This is a genomic window from Planctobacterium sp. R6 (genome assembly GCF_055755215.1).
This window is the reverse complement of sequence record NZ_JBVTQY010000009.1, coordinates 121,256-135,549: the sequence shown is the minus strand read 5'-3', so window position 1 is coordinate 135,549 and position 14,294 is coordinate 121,256. Positions and strand designations below refer to the sequence as shown.

8 protein-coding genes are annotated in these 14,294 nt (G+C 44.8%); 4 read left to right on the top strand and 4 right to left on the bottom strand.

The genetic code is table 11. From position 1 onward, the window contains the following. The first annotated feature begins 807 nt into the window (after nt 1–807). Nucleotides 808–2,793 (top strand): hybrid sensor histidine kinase/response regulator transcription factor, encoded by a 1,986-nt coding sequence (locus tag AC0J20_RS08450; RefSeq protein WP_473021349.1) that lies wholly within the window; start codon nt 808–810, stop codon nt 2,791–2,793. 30 nt (nt 2,794–2,823) lie between these two features. On the opposite strand, the gene AC0J20_RS08445 is transcribed toward AC0J20_RS08450, so the two are convergent. Beyond that, a complete protein-coding gene (locus tag AC0J20_RS08445; protein ID WP_473021348.1) occupies nt 2,824–5,016 on the bottom strand; it encodes an ATP-binding protein in 2,193 nt (730 codons plus the stop codon). Next, the gene (locus AC0J20_RS08440; protein ID WP_473021347.1) at nt 5,013–6,239 is read right to left on the bottom strand and encodes a sugar ABC transporter substrate-binding protein; all 1,227 of its coding nucleotides are present in this window, start codon (nt 6,237–6,239) and stop codon (nt 5,013–5,015) included. The genes AC0J20_RS08445 and AC0J20_RS08440 overlap by 4 nt, the downstream gene beginning before the upstream one ends. Before the next feature lie 215 nt (nt 6,240–6,454). Between AC0J20_RS08440 and AC0J20_RS08435 the strand changes: the two genes are divergently transcribed. Together AC0J20_RS08435 and AC0J20_RS08430 are read left to right on the top strand one after the other, a co-directional pair. Then, complete coding sequence (locus tag AC0J20_RS08435) at nt 6,455–8,506, top strand: glycoside hydrolase family 97 protein (protein ID WP_473021346.1); 2,052 nt, start codon at nt 6,455–6,457, stop codon at nt 8,504–8,506. A gap of 98 nt (nt 8,507–8,604) precedes the next feature. Next, on the top strand, nt 8,605–10,131 hold the full coding sequence (locus AC0J20_RS08430; RefSeq protein ID WP_473021345.1) for an MFS transporter: 1,527 nt from the start codon (nt 8,605–8,607) through the stop codon (nt 10,129–10,131). Between the two features lie 51 nt (nt 10,132–10,182). Here AC0J20_RS08430 and AC0J20_RS08425 read toward each other — a convergent pair whose 3' ends face one another. Further along, on the bottom strand, nt 10,183–11,214 hold the full coding sequence (locus AC0J20_RS08425; protein WP_377307040.1) for a LacI family DNA-binding transcriptional regulator: 1,032 nt from the start codon (nt 11,212–11,214) through the stop codon (nt 10,183–10,185). 367 nt (nt 11,215–11,581) lie between these two features. Between AC0J20_RS08425 and glnS the strand changes: the two genes are divergently transcribed. After that, nucleotides 11,582–13,243, top strand: coding sequence for a glutamine--tRNA ligase (gene glnS / locus AC0J20_RS08420; RefSeq protein WP_229527425.1), 1,662 nt, complete (start codon nt 11,582–11,584; stop codon nt 13,241–13,243). A gap of 105 nt (nt 13,244–13,348) precedes the next feature. Here glnS and AC0J20_RS08415 read toward each other — a convergent pair whose 3' ends face one another. Next, nucleotides 13,349–14,092 carry a YciK family oxidoreductase gene (locus AC0J20_RS08415; RefSeq protein ID WP_229527424.1) on the bottom strand — a complete coding sequence of 248 codons (744 nt, stop codon included), beginning with the start codon at nt 14,090–14,092 and terminating at the stop codon, nt 13,349–13,351. Between the last annotated feature and the right edge of the window lie 202 nt (nt 14,093–14,294).

The following is a 14,294-nucleotide window of genomic DNA, read 5'->3' as shown; positions in this document are numbered from 1 at the left end:
TTCACTCAAACCTGTCATCCACCCCCTGTCTAACAATACGAAAAACTGAGGCGACAACTATCCTGACACAGGGGGACACCTCAAACTAACTATTCAGAAATATTGAAATTAAAAAATGGAAATTATCTGTTAGGTACAGATTTTGGCCAGGAAAAAGGGGTTTATATAGGGAGTTTTGACACCCAGTTTAGCAAAGTGATTGACGATATAGTTGTCATAGAAATGCTCGAAATGGAAAATGAACAGGTCTTAATATTAACTGCTTATAACGGAGTATTCATATACGACTTAAGGCAGAATTCAATTATCAATGCTCCATCTCCACTTGAAAATGCGTTTATGGATTGCATTGAGCAACTTCGCCAAGATTTGTTTTTAATCTGTGTACGGCGAAACAAAGCCTTCCTATTTGATCTTGAATCTATGTCATATCAAGAGTTCCATCCCGGTACTACAGAAATCAGAAATGTTCGAACAGCTGAAGTTGATACATTTAACAATTTATGGATAGCGTCAAGCAGAGGACTATTTTTGTATGACCTGGAGTCACAGGACCTGTCTAAAATTACAGAATCCGAAGGTATATTTAGTACCGAGTTCTCTTCAGACGTTTCCTTAATGTTAAATAATGAGGAAATTATTTTACCAGGAAACAAAGGCATTGTAAGAATTGACACGAGAGAAGCGAAGGCATTTTTTGAGCTAAAACGGCGTTCAAAAACTGAGACCACAATAACTAAGTTAAGTTACATATTAAGTGATCACAAAGGTGTATCACCCAACAGTAAGGAAACGCTCAACAGCGCATTGAATATTCCCTATGACAATATAGTCCTGCAAATACATCTGAGCCACAATAATATTCTTGAAGAAGGGCGATTAAAATACGAAACCCGTCTGATAGGCTTAAGTGATGAGTGGGAACAGCTTGAAGTCAATAAACATAGTACTTCTTATACTACGTTGCCGCCCGGCGAATATCAGTTTCAGGCCAGAATTGTTGATCCAAGAAGCAATGCAATTCAGCCTACCACCTCTTTAACCATAAATGTGACCCCGCCCTGGTGGAAAACTGTCTGGGCCTATATCGCTTATCTGGTTTTGTTAGTTTCGCTGATTTACTTTATTTCCTGGTATCGCAACAAAAAGCTACTGGAAATTAACGAGCAATTAACCGAGAAAGTCCGGGAGCGAACCAATACGATTTCAAAATTGTTACAGCAAAAACAGACTTTTTTCGCCAATGTTTCCCACGAGTTCAGAACGCCTCTGGCTTTGATTTCCGGGCCTTTGGATGCAATCGCAGAAAAGCTAAAAGAGCCGGCATCGTTAAATCATGTGGCCGTGATGCGCCGAAATACGGCTCGCCTGCAAGGTCTGGTTGATCAAATTTTAGAACTGGCCAAATTTGAGACCAGCAGCTCGTTACCCAGACAGGTCTATGACCTTAAAGCCTCTGTAGAGGTGATTGCGTCCTCATTTTCCAGTTTGCTGGAGCACAATCAACAGCAACTGATTATCAATGACATAGCACCTGTACGGCTAAAGCTTATCGAAGATACACTGGAATTGGTTGTGTCGAATCTGATCTCAAATGCCATTAAGTACAGCGGATTTGGTACTGAAATAAGTGTTTCTGCGAATCAGGATGAGCAACGGGTTAATTTAATTATCAGTGACAATGGTAAGGGAATTAGCGAGGAAAATCAGGAGCTGTTGTTTCAGCGATTTACGCGTTTCGATGCTGGTGAAAATATACCAGGTAGTGGCATTGGATTGGCACTGGTTAAACAAATCGTCGAAAGCAATGATGGTGTTATTGCCGTGCAATCTGAGTTGGGCGAAGGGACCACTTTCACAGTGAGCTTTCAAAACAATGTCGCTCAAGACGAAGCCGTAACCCAGGTGTCACAGGTTCAGGTTCTGGACTCAGAACTTAATGTCACCTCACCTCAGTCAATGGATTCAGCCATTACAGAAGACAAACAGCAGAACAGCAGTGAAAACAATAGTGAAAAGTTCAAAATTCTGGTGGTAGAAGATAACCCCGATTTGCGAAATTTTATCGTTGAATCACTTTCTGAGGAGTATGAATTAGACGTCGCTGAAAATGGTGAGCTGGGACTCAAAAAAGCACAGGATAATATTCCGGATCTCATTTTGTCGGATATCCTGATGCCGGTAATGGACGGCTACGAATTGTCCAATGCGATTCGCTCTGACATGGCAACGTCTCATATTCCTATCATTTTACTGACTGCGAAAGGGGATGATCTCAGCCGAATGAGAGGCTGGGAAGAGCATGTTGATGACTACCTGACGAAGCCCTTCAAATTAAAAGAGCTTAAACTGAGAATTTCCAGGTTGCTTACCATTAGGGATATTTTACGTAAAAAGCATACCTCTGAACTTCACAATAGTTTAGCCACGAAAAATCAGGAGGCCATTAGTTTTCAGAGTAAACGCGACAAGGAGTTTTTTCATCGTTTTGAAAAAGTTGTTGAACAGCATTTCAAGGATGAGCATTTCACTCGTACCCAGGCCGCCAGTCAGTTAGCGATGAGTGAAAGACAACTCAACCGCAAGCTGTCCGCTTTGGTGGATTACAACTTTTCTGAGTATCTGCGCAAGTACAGATTGCAAAAAAGTCGGGATTTGTTGCTGGCAGGACGCCAGGTTACCGAAGTCGCTTACGATGTTGGCTTTAATTCACCGTCTTACTTTTCAAGGTGTTTTAAAGCTGAGTTTGATAAGACGCCAAAACGCTATGTGGAAGAGTTAGAACAACCATAGTGGTGTTGAAACGGCGCTGACCGATATCTGTTAATTTTGGGGCGTCCGTAAATACTGGGACAGGGTTTTATACAGGGTTCGCTTATCGATTGGCTTACCGACATGAGCCTGAGCACCGGCCTGGATATAAGAATTCACCTCTTCGGTCATTACGTTGGCTGTTTGCATAATGATAGGCATAGTCAGGCCTGCGTTTCTGATGGCAATGACGGCGTCCCGGCCACTCATGACGGGCATTTGCACGTCCATTAAAATCACATCAGGGCTTAATTGCTTAGCTGCATCGACGGCTTTCTCTCCATTGTCGACGAATACCGCGTTGATGCCGGTTTCGCTCAACAGGTAGCGCAAAATATCTTTGTTGATGGGGTTATCTTCGGCCACCAGTACGTTGAAGCCGCTAAAATCCGGGGCATCTGCTGCGTCCGTTTCTGCCAGTTGAGCTTCGCCTTTTTCCACCTGCACCGTGAAGCTAAATTCGCTGCCCTGGCCTGGTGTACTTTGCACTGATACTTCACCCTGCATCATTTCCACTAACGATTTACATATCGACAGTCCCAGGCCCGTGCCGCCATATTTGCGAGTAGTGGAGTTATCGGCCTGTTCAAATTTGTTAAACAGCCGCAAACGCTGCTCGTCGCTCAGCCCTATACCGGTATCCGTAATAATAAATCGCAAAAACAGTTTGTCGTTTTGGTTCACCTCTTCTACGGCAATACTCACAGAACCCTGTTCGGTGAATTTCAGCGCATTGGATACCAGATTATTGAGAATCTGGGTGATTCGCGTGGGGTCAGCCTGCCACCAGTCCTGGCTGATATCCTTACTGCGCAAGGTCAGCTTTATATCTTTACTTTTGGCTGTGTGGTTAAAGGTTCTGACGACATTGAGCAGGAGTTGCTTTACATTGAAGTGTATTGATTCTATTTGTAGCTTTCCGGCTTCCAGTTTCGAGAGGTCCAGTATGTCATTGACAATTGTCAGTAAGGTCTTAGCTGATTCAGTGATGCGCTGTACCAACTGTTTGTGTTCTTTGTCGCTGACCTTGTTGTCTAAAATTTCCAGCAATCCTAAAACGCCATTCATGGGCGTTCTGATCTCATGACTCATATTGGCCAAAAATTGCGTTTTGATTTGTTCTGACTTCTCGGCGGTGAGCTTGGCTTCTTTCAGGCTGCTGATTTGTCGGCTTATTGTGGCAGCCATGCTGTTCATGGCATTGATCGCCTGTTCAAATTCGACAAACTCCTGATCTTTCAAATAGGGTTGATAATCGCCCTGGTCAAACTTATTCGCAGTACGGGTAAGCTCCACCAGCGGATATTTTACCCGATTAGACAGGCGCATTATCAAAGCCACAGAGATAGCGATGACCAGTATGGTAAACAGCAAGGTATAAAATACATTTTCCTGAAACCGCTGCAAAAAGGACTGCTGCGATAACGAGATTTGTAGGGTCAGTTCACTGCTTTTATGAAAGTCGAGATTACTGCCAAAAATGGTCTGACCGGCACTGACCAGTTTTCCAGCAGGAAGCGCGCCGTGCTGCAATACCACCGTTGAACCAAAATACAAGGTGGACTGTGTGTTTGGCGAATCAAATAATGCTTCTGCGGTATTGAGAGCGATTTCCACGAAAAACGCCGATGTGACTCGATAGGGGTTAACTATTGATCCGGTCTCTTTTTTTAATGGCATGACAAAGAACAACCGGGTGTGATTAGCAGCAGAATCTGGCTCACCCAGCAGCTCATTGCTGACAGTTAACAGCAAGGGCAATTCCATCTCCTGACCATTATCCATGATGTCCTGGGTTATCTCCTTAATCCCTGAGGCATTTATTCTGTAAGTGCTGTTGGGATAGCCATCGATAATAAATGGGGAGCCATCGGTGATAAACGCAGCACGAACAAAAGAATTATCTTCAACTAACCGTTGCATTTGCTTTTGCGCAAATTGGGCAAACAATATATTTACCGCCAGCTCCCCAATGGCTTTATTTCGGGTGAATGAGGCAACCTGATATTGCAGTTGAAATAAAGCGCTACGTAATTCATAGGCTTCACGGTCCAGTTCCTTTTGCACCGAAAACTGGGCTTTTTCCATTCCCGACTGGTAGGAATCCCGTAAGAAGTAACCATAGGAAATCAGCAGCGGAACGGCGATAATTGTCGTTACTGAAAACAGCAGCATTTTGTGAATCGAGGGCTTTTGATGCTTCAATATAATTCTCGCCGCGTTTTTTCTGCTACGTATTGCATATATTCCGAAGCCTGGCTGGCATTTAATGCACCACCCTGATGACGATTAAAGCCCATAACCAACGCTTCCCAGATAATCGACATTTCCGGATCGGTGGGCAATGGGCTGGCATTGTCCAGTTGCATAATAAACTGGCTGATGTTGTCGTTACTCTGCAACTGAATTTGCTTCTGAATACTGCTGTTGGCGGGTAAAAACTGGTACTCATCCCAGATTCTGCGTTGAATCTGGTCAGATTGTAAAAACATCGCTAACTGCTTTAGTGCGTCCTGTTTTTCTGAACTTGCGGAATTGCCCGGAAAGGCCAGAGCAAAAACTGAAGAGTAGGGCTTCATAACCTTTCCCTGGATTTGCGGCAACTGCGCAATACCCAGGTCGTTGCCCAGCGCTTTGGTAAATCCGTTTAGCGCCCAACTGCCATTGATCATGTAAGCGACTTCACCGGCAACGAATTTATCGAAACTGCATTGATAATGACATTCCGGTGCCACTATACCGGATGTCGCAAGGCCCCGATAAAAATCCAGAGCGGTTGCAGTACCCTGAGCGTTTAAATTGACGTTTCCGTTTTCATAAGGGAGTGCTTCAAATGCCCCCAGAAACGGAATAAACCAATACATTTCATTGTAACTCCAGGCAATCAGATCAGCCCCTGTCGGTATTGTGTTTTTTTGAGCACTTAATTGTTGCCAGTTTAATGCCGGTTCAGATACCAGACGTTTGTTGTAATACAAAAGCAAGTGATTGCCGGCGATAAACGGGATACCCATTAACCGATTTTTAACACGGCTATGTAGTAAGCTTTTACTGGACAGGGCGGGACTGAGCCAGCTTTGTGGGATTTCGCTGAAATTAACCATTTCCAGCCCCAATAAATCTCCCGGTACCAGCACCGCATCGGGCAATGTTTTGGTGTCAGCGCGGATGATTAATTCCATTTTTAGATCGGCTGTATCCAACGCGACAAACTCATAATCTATCCCGGATTGTTGTTTAAATTCATCGAGATAGGTACTGATGTCATAGTCATTCAGGCTGGATGCGATGCTGATTACCTGGGGTTCCGGTTGAGCAAAAAAGGGCAAGATCAGGAATATTATGGCGGGTAACATTCGCTTGCCAGTTGAACGCACATTTTGCGATAAATTTTGTCCCAATTTAACCGCCATTGAATAAAACAACATATTGATTCTGCATGATTATTTTTTATTCTAGTGAATTTCTCCGTTGCCGCAACAGGATTGCTGCTTTTTCGTAGTGTCTTCGCCAAATATGGAAAGTTTGCATACGTATGTAAGTGGTTAAACCCTGAATAGCTGTTTAGAATCCTGTTAAATTAAGGTTAATTCATTGTTCCGCGAAGTGGAACCTGAATCAGGATCAGAAACCAGGAATAGATATGTTCAACACCAGATCATCGCGTTTATTTACTCTGTCTGCAGTCTCCATTGCCCTAACCGGTTTATCAACGATCAGTGCCTATGCTGAAACATTGACGGTGAGTTCACCGGATAAACGATTGGCGGTGACCGTTACAGACGATAATGACAACCCCCAATACAGTGTTCATTTTGGTCAGGAAACCATTCTGAATGCTTCCAGATTGGGTTTGAACTTTAAAACCTTACCGGAATTTGGTCCTGATTTTAAAATATCGGCGTCCTGGACAGAAACACAAAACGACACCTGGGAGCAACCCTGGGGCGAAAAGCAGTACATCAGATCCCATTTCAATGAATTAGCCATAGAGTTTGAAAATCCACAAGGATATGAATTTGTTGTGCGCTTTCGGGTATTTGATGATGGGGTTGGATTTCGCTATGAAGTCTCACCACACAAAAATATTGCACAGGTAGAAATCGTTGATGAAGAAACTGAATTTGCTTTTGCAGCAGATGCGACCACCTGGTGGATTCCGGCAAGAGGCTGGAACCGGTATGAGTATATCTACGAGACAACACAACTCAGTGAGATTGACAGAGTTCACACCCCCTTTACGCTAAAAACACCGGCGGGAACTCATGTGGCCATTCACGAAGCAGCTCTGGTGGACTATGCGGCATTTACCTTAGACCGCCGACGCGGCACCACCTTAAAAACCGACCTGACACCCTGGTATGACGGTATTAAGGTTAAAACCAGTGCGCCCTTTAAATCCTCATGGCGAACCATCCAGGTGGCAGATGATGCCACCGGATTATTAAACTCCGACCTAATCTTAAACCTCAATGAGCCCAATAAGTTAGGGGATGTATCCTGGGTTGAACCGGGCAAATATGTTGGGATTTGGTGGGCAATGCACGTCAACGAAAAAACCTGGGGATCGGGTGATAAACACGGTGCGACAACCGAAGAAACTAAACGCTATATCGACTTTGCCGCGAAATACAATTTCGATGGGGTGTTAGTCGAGGGCTGGAATGAAGGATGGGACGGCAGTTGGTTTCACAATGGGGATGTGTTCAGTTTTACACAGTCATATCCCGATTTTGACTTACCGGCGCTGGCGCAATATGCACAACAAAAAGGCGTCAGGTTAGTCGGGCATCACGAAACCTCTGGCAGTGTCAGCAATTACCGCAATCAAATACAAGACGCTTACGATTTGTATGAAAAAATGGGCGTGCGACAAATCAAGACGGGGTATGTGGCAGATGGTGGTGACATAAAACGCGTGGACGACAATGGTGTTGTGCGATACGAATGGCACGACGGTCAGTTTATGGCAAACGAATATCTGCACTCAATTTTAGAAGCTGCTAAACGCAAAATCAGCATCAATACTCATGAGCCAATTAAAGACACCGGACTGCGTCGAACTTACCCCAACTGGATTTCCAGAGAGGGAGCGCGAGGCCAGGAATTTAACGCCTGGGGATCGCCACCTAATCCACCCGAACATACTGCGGTATTACCATACACCCGAATGTTATCTGGACCGATGGATTTTACCCCTGGTATCTTTAATCTTGCACCCTATGGTTTGCATGCTGAAAACCGGGTGCAGACTACACTGGCAAAGCAATTAGCTCTGTATGTTGTGTTGTACAGTCCTATTCAAATGGCGGCCGATTTACCAAGGCACTATGAAAGCAATATGCCTGCCTTCCGGTTTATTCAGGATGTGCCCACAGATTGGTCGCAAAGTATGGCATTGGCCGGTGAGGTGGGCGACTACGTAGTGTTTGCCCGTAAGGAACGAGGCGCTGAAGACTGGTACTTAGGTGGCCTGACTGATGAAAATGCCCGTGTCGTTGAGATCAGCGCCGATTTTCTGGACAAGAATCGCTTATACGAAATGCAGGTCTACCAGGATGGTGCCAGGGCTGACTGGTTAAACAATCCTTATGAGATGGAAATTTATCGCAAACCAGTCAGAGCAGGACAAAAGTTAACATTACGCATGGCGAAAAGTGGAGGTGTGGCAATCAGGTTTAAGGCTCAGAAATAAATCACCTGCTAAATCCCTCTGTTTTAGCAATGCAAATTCAGAGGGGTGTGTTACTTTTAATCAAATAACTAAAACAGAATGAAACGAAAGGGAAAGGCATGAACAAAGCTAAGCCGGAACTTAACTTTTTCCAGATATTTAATATGTGTTTTGGATTTCTGGGGATTCAAATGGGCTTTGCTTTGCAAAATGCCAACGTCAGCCGGATATTTGAGACCCTTGGGGCTGACTACAATAGCCTCGCTATTTTATGGATTGCGGCACCGATTACCGGTTTGGTGGTCCAGCCGATTATCGGTCACATGAGTGACAATACCTGGAATCGCTTTGGTCGGCGTCGTCCCTTTTTCCTGATAGGGGCGATTTCTGCCAGCCTGGCACTGCTCATCATGCCTAACTCACCTTACCTGTGGATGGCTGCCGGTATGTTGTGGATCATGGATGCGGCCATCAATGTTTCTATGGAGCCTTTCAGAGCATTTGTTGGTGATATGTTGCCGAAGCATCAGCGTGCTACCGGTTTTTCCATGCAAAGTTTTTTCATTGGTATAGGCGGTACTATAGCTTCGGCCATGCCCTGGATTTTGGCTAACTGGCTGGACGTCAGCAACACTGCCGAGCCAGGTGTAGTGCCGGACTCGGTTAAGTTTTCATTTTATTTTGGTGCGTTGGCCTTCTTTCTTGCTGTAGCCTGGACTATCTGGTCTACCAAAGAGTACAGCCCGCAGGAACTGGATGAATTTGCTGCGGCTGAGGCGGAAGAAGAAGAAAAACGCGGTATAGAGCACGCAGTACAAATTAAACAGCATGTCAGTCGCTCCGCGCTGGCCTATACCCAGGGTGGTCTTGCCTGGCTTTTTGCCGGGATTATTATGACGGCAGTGATTCAGATTTTTAAGGCGTCGTTGGACAAACAATTGTTTATTCTGGCCGGGGTAGTGGCTTCTTTTGGTGTTCTGCAACTTATTGCCGGGATGTTGACCAAAAAAGGCAGCACTGAAAATGGCTTTAAAACCATGATGGATGATTTGTTTAATATGCCAGACACCATGAAACAACTGGCGTGGGTACAGTTCTTTAGTTGGTTCCCTTTGTTTGCAATGTGGATCTATACTACGGCCGCAGTGACTTCTCACCATTTTAATACCAGTGATACCGCCTCAACAGCTTATAACGATGGAGCCAACTGGGTAGGGGTGTTATTTGGTGGTCAATTTGCCTTTGCAGCGCTGGCTGCAGTGGTAATTCCGCTCCTGGTCAGGTTCACTAATTTACGAGTTACTCACCTAATCAACCTGAACCTTGGCGCAATTGGCTTTATCTCTTTTATGTTTATCGATAACCCCGACTATCTGATTTACTCCATGATAGGAATTGGCTTTGCCTGGGCGTCGATATTGTCGATCCCCTATACCTTGCTGGCAAACTCATTGCCACAAAATAAAATGGGTATATTTATGGGGATCTTTAACTTCTTTATTACCTTGCCACAATTGGTTGCTGCCAGCATTTTAGGCTTTATGATCACCCGAATTTTCGGTGGTGAACCCATCTATGCATTATTGATTGCCGGGGTAAGCATGGCGATAGCCGGTTTGTTAACGTTGCGGGTGCGGGAAGCTTGACGCTAAAAGACTACGGCAGTCACGATGCTGCCGTAGTTTGATTGTATCTTCTTATTTTTCGCCGCAACTCTGGCGTACGATGATTTCAGCATCAATGAGATGGCTGTTGCAGGGTTTACCTTCAATTTGATTCACCAATGCATCTACCAGCAACTCACCGGCAAGTTTGGTGTTTTGTCTGACAGTGGTCAGTGGGGGATTGGTAAATGGGGCGAGGGGAATGTTGTCAAAACCCGCTACTGCAATATCGTCGGGTACTGAAACACCAGAGTCTTTTAAGGCAGTGAGTACCCCAATTGCAATCAAATCTGAAGCACACAGAATGGCATCGACTTTAGCACCGGACTCCACTAACGCTTTACCCACATTATATCCGGAGTGCTCCGTAGATATCGCATCCCAATGTTTGGCCCGCTGATGCTTTTGAACAATGCCGGCATCAATTAAGGCGTCATTAAAGCCATTAAAACGCTCCAGAAACTCCGGACTATTGTTATCCGCCCCGCCTACAAAAACGAACTCTCTGTGCCCCAGCGCTAACAGGTGTTGGGTGATGTTCTTACCCCCCTGGTAATTGTTGCTGCCGATCACAATGCCGGGGTGGCTTTCGTTGATCGCTCCCCAACGTACAAAGTGTGTTTGTTGTTCTTCTAAAGCTTGTAACTTTTCCTGATATTCCAGAAAGTCCCCGTACCCCAGTAATATAATCCCATCGGCTTTGTGTGTATCCTCAAAATCAGCATGCCAGTCATCACTGAACTGCTGAAAGGATACCAACAAATCGTAACCGGCATTGGCAGTGGCGCGGGTGATACTACCTAACATAGAAAGAAAGAAAGGATTGATCATGGAATCATCTGAAGTCGGATCTTCAAATAACAATAGTGCTAAGGTTTTGCTTTGTTGCTGACGCAGGTTGCTGGCGTTTTTATCTACTTTGTAATTGAGCTCCCTGGCGATACTCTTAATTTTATCGCGGGTTTCTTTGCTCACCAACGGACTGTTTCTAAGCGCCCTTGATACAGTAGATTGAGATACGCCAGCGCGATGGGCAATATCAAATGATGTGGCTTTTTCTTTCATTGTTATAAATACAGCACGTTGCCTTAATGGTCACTGGAAAATAGTAGTCTGCCCAGGTGGATTGACACAAGTTTTATTGCGTTTTGATGCTGTAAAACAATAGATTAACGGTTTTTTGTCGGTTTAATGAACAATTTATCACCGGGTAAACTCGCGCCTACCCAAGATTTGTCAAAATAATAATCCATTGGGCAACTGTCGGTGTCGGATATTTACTGGATATCCGGTTTACAGACTTCCTTAACGTTAAGCAAAAAGTTATCATCTGGCTTTTGTATTTCTCCGCACAATCCAGTTGCCATAAGACTGAGAAATCAGGCCTGCAATGGCACTGAGGAGATCAGTAAACCCAGTAAGAGGATGACCAATGGCCGAGACAGAAAAGCGTCCGACCAATTTTATCAGACAAATCATAGACCGCGACATCGAGTCTGGTTTGCATACCACCGTACATACCCGTTTTCCGCCAGAACCGAACGGCTTCCTGCATATCGGACATGCTAAGTCGATTTGCCTAAACTTTGGTATTGCAGAGGATTATCAGGGCACCTGTAATTTAAGATTTGACGACACCAATCCGGAAAAAGAAAGTATCGATTATGTCAATGCCATAAAATCAGATGTTAGCTGGTTGGGCTATCACTGGGACGGTGAGGTGCGATATTCATCAGATTATTTCGATAGCCTGCACGGTTATGCTGTTGAGTTAATTGAAAAGGGACTGGCATTTGTTGACTTCAGCACCCAGGAGCAGATCCGGGAAATGCGCGGTACGTTGAAAGCACCTGGGCAACATAGTCCATACCGCGATACTGATGTGGCGACCAACTTACAAGAATTCGAAAAAATGACTCAAGGTGAATACACCGAAGGTCATTGTTGTTTGCGTGCCAAGATTGATATGGCATCGCCGTTTATGTGCATGCGAGATCCGGTCATCTATCGCATCAAATTCGCACACCATCACCAGACAGGTGAAAAGTGGTGTGTTTATCCAATGTATGACTTTACCCATTGTATTTCTGATGCCATTGAGGGAATTTCTCACTCTTTGTGTACTCTGGAATTTCAGGATAACCGCCGGTTATACGACTGGGTGATTGATAACATCAGCATTGCAACGCAGCCAAGACAGTATGAGTTCTCTCGTCTTAATCTGGAGTACACGGTACTGAGCAAACGCAAGCTGATTCAACTGGTCACCGAAGGGTTCGTAGACGGCTGGGACGATCCACGTATGCCAACTATTGCCGGATTGCGACGTCGTGGATACACGCCGGCGTCGGTCAGAGAATTTTGTTCGCGCATTGGTGTCACCAAAATGGATAATCTGATAGAAATGTCCATGTTGGAAGCCTGTATTCGCGATGAATTGAACGAACATGCGCCGCGCGCAATGGCCGTCCTGGACCCGGTTAAAATCGTTATCGAAAACTATGCACAGGGCGAGGGTGAAACCCTGACTGCGGCAAACCACCCCAATAAACCTGAACTGGGTTCACGGGAACTGGCGTTTGATAAAGAAATTTACATTGAACGTGACGATTTCAGAGAAGAGGCCAATAAAAAGTACAAGCGACTGGTACTGGGTAAAGAGGTTCGCCTGCGCAATGCTTATGTGATAAAAGCCGAGCGGGTAGAAAAAGACGAGGACGGTAATATTCAAACTATATACTGTACCTACGATGCAGATACTCTGGGCAAAGATCCGGCCGATGGGCGTAAAGTCAAAGGCGTGATTCATTGGGTGTCGGCGCTACGTCATGAAAAAGCAGAAATTCGTTTATATGATCGTTTGTTCAAAGAGCCAAACCCGGGCGCTTTGGAATTGGCGGAAGCTTATAATCCGGATTCACTGGTGAAATTAAATGGTGTGGTTGAATCTGGACTGGCAAATAAGGCCATCGGGGAAGCCGTTCAGTTCGAAAGAACGGGATATTTCTGTCTGGATAAAGAGAGCAAAGCTGGTGCGTTAGTCTTTAACCGGACCGTAGCACTCAGAGATACCTGGGCGAAAATAGGCGATTAATTGCCATTTTAACGGTTCAGATAAACTCGATTTAAAAGCCTCTTCGGAGGCTTTTTTATTGCGCTAACGCGGCTTATCCCCGCGTCAAAGCAGCATAGTCGCAGTTTATTTAGGCTGACAGATCAGCGTTTCGCCGGTGGTATTGATACTGGCGTCATCCATCAAATATAAATAAGCAGGCATGATTTGCGCCGGGGTTTTAAGGTTGTCCGGGTTTTCCGCAGGAAACGCTTTGGCCCGCATGTTGGTGCGGGTGCCACCCGGATTAATACAATTGAAACGCAGGTGAGTATTGGAGTATTCATCTGCCAGACATTGCATCATGCCTTCGGTAGCAAACTTGGAAATCGCATAGGTTCCCCAGTAAGCTCTGCCTTTATTACCCACTGTTGAGGTTGTAAATATCACGGAAGCATGTGGGGCTTTTTTCAATACCGGTAACATTGCTTGCGTCATATAAAATGTGGCATTCACATTGACCTGCATTACTTGCTGATATTCTTCGGGTGAGATTTGACCAAAAGGTTGTAATTGACCCAGCAGGCTGGCGTTATGTAGTAGCCCATCCAATTTACCAAACTGACTTTCAATAGTGGTAGCCATGTCCTGATAGTGTTTTACTGTCGCTCCTTCCATGTCCAATGGCACAATTGCCATCTCAGCATGACTGTTTTTTACGCATTCATCGTAGGTGGCTTCGAGTTTTTTTACTGTGCGTCCCAGTAAAATCACATTTGCACCATACTGTGCATACTGTTTCGCTGCCTCTTTACCGATACCGTCACCGGCCCCTGTTACCAGGATTGTCTTACCTTTGAAGGCCTCTGAATTTGGCTGAAAATCAAGCATATAGTTTCCATTCATAAAAAAAATTGGATTTTAACACTGACTGTCCTATGTTTTGGATAGTTTATTGAGAAAAACAAGATACTTACAAACAGTTAACAAATCTTTGCAAATAATTTTATTTGCCCATAATATTGGGGGAGTTGTCACTGGTCGTACAAGTTATGCACACATTTTAACTACACACGATAAATGCGGACATTAA

Coding starts and splice junctions, on each gene's coding strand:
- AC0J20_RS08440 (WP_473021347.1), bottom strand. CDS start 6,239: ATGTTGTTTTATTCAATGGCGGTTAAATTGGGACAAAATTTATCGCAA.
- AC0J20_RS08435 (WP_473021346.1), top strand. CDS start 6,455: ATGTTCAACACCAGATCATCGCGTTTATTTACTCTGTCTGCAGTCTCC.
- AC0J20_RS08430 (WP_473021345.1), top strand. CDS start 8,605: ATGAACAAAGCTAAGCCGGAACTTAACTTTTTCCAGATATTTAATATG.
- AC0J20_RS08425 (WP_377307040.1), bottom strand. CDS start 11,214: ATGAAAGAAAAAGCCACATCATTTGATATTGCCCATCGCGCTGGCGTA.
- glnS (WP_229527425.1), top strand. CDS start 11,582: ATGGCCGAGACAGAAAAGCGTCCGACCAATTTTATCAGACAAATCATA.
- AC0J20_RS08415 (WP_229527424.1), bottom strand. CDS start 14,092: ATGCTTGATTTTCAGCCAAATTCAGAGGCCTTCAAAGGTAAGACAATC.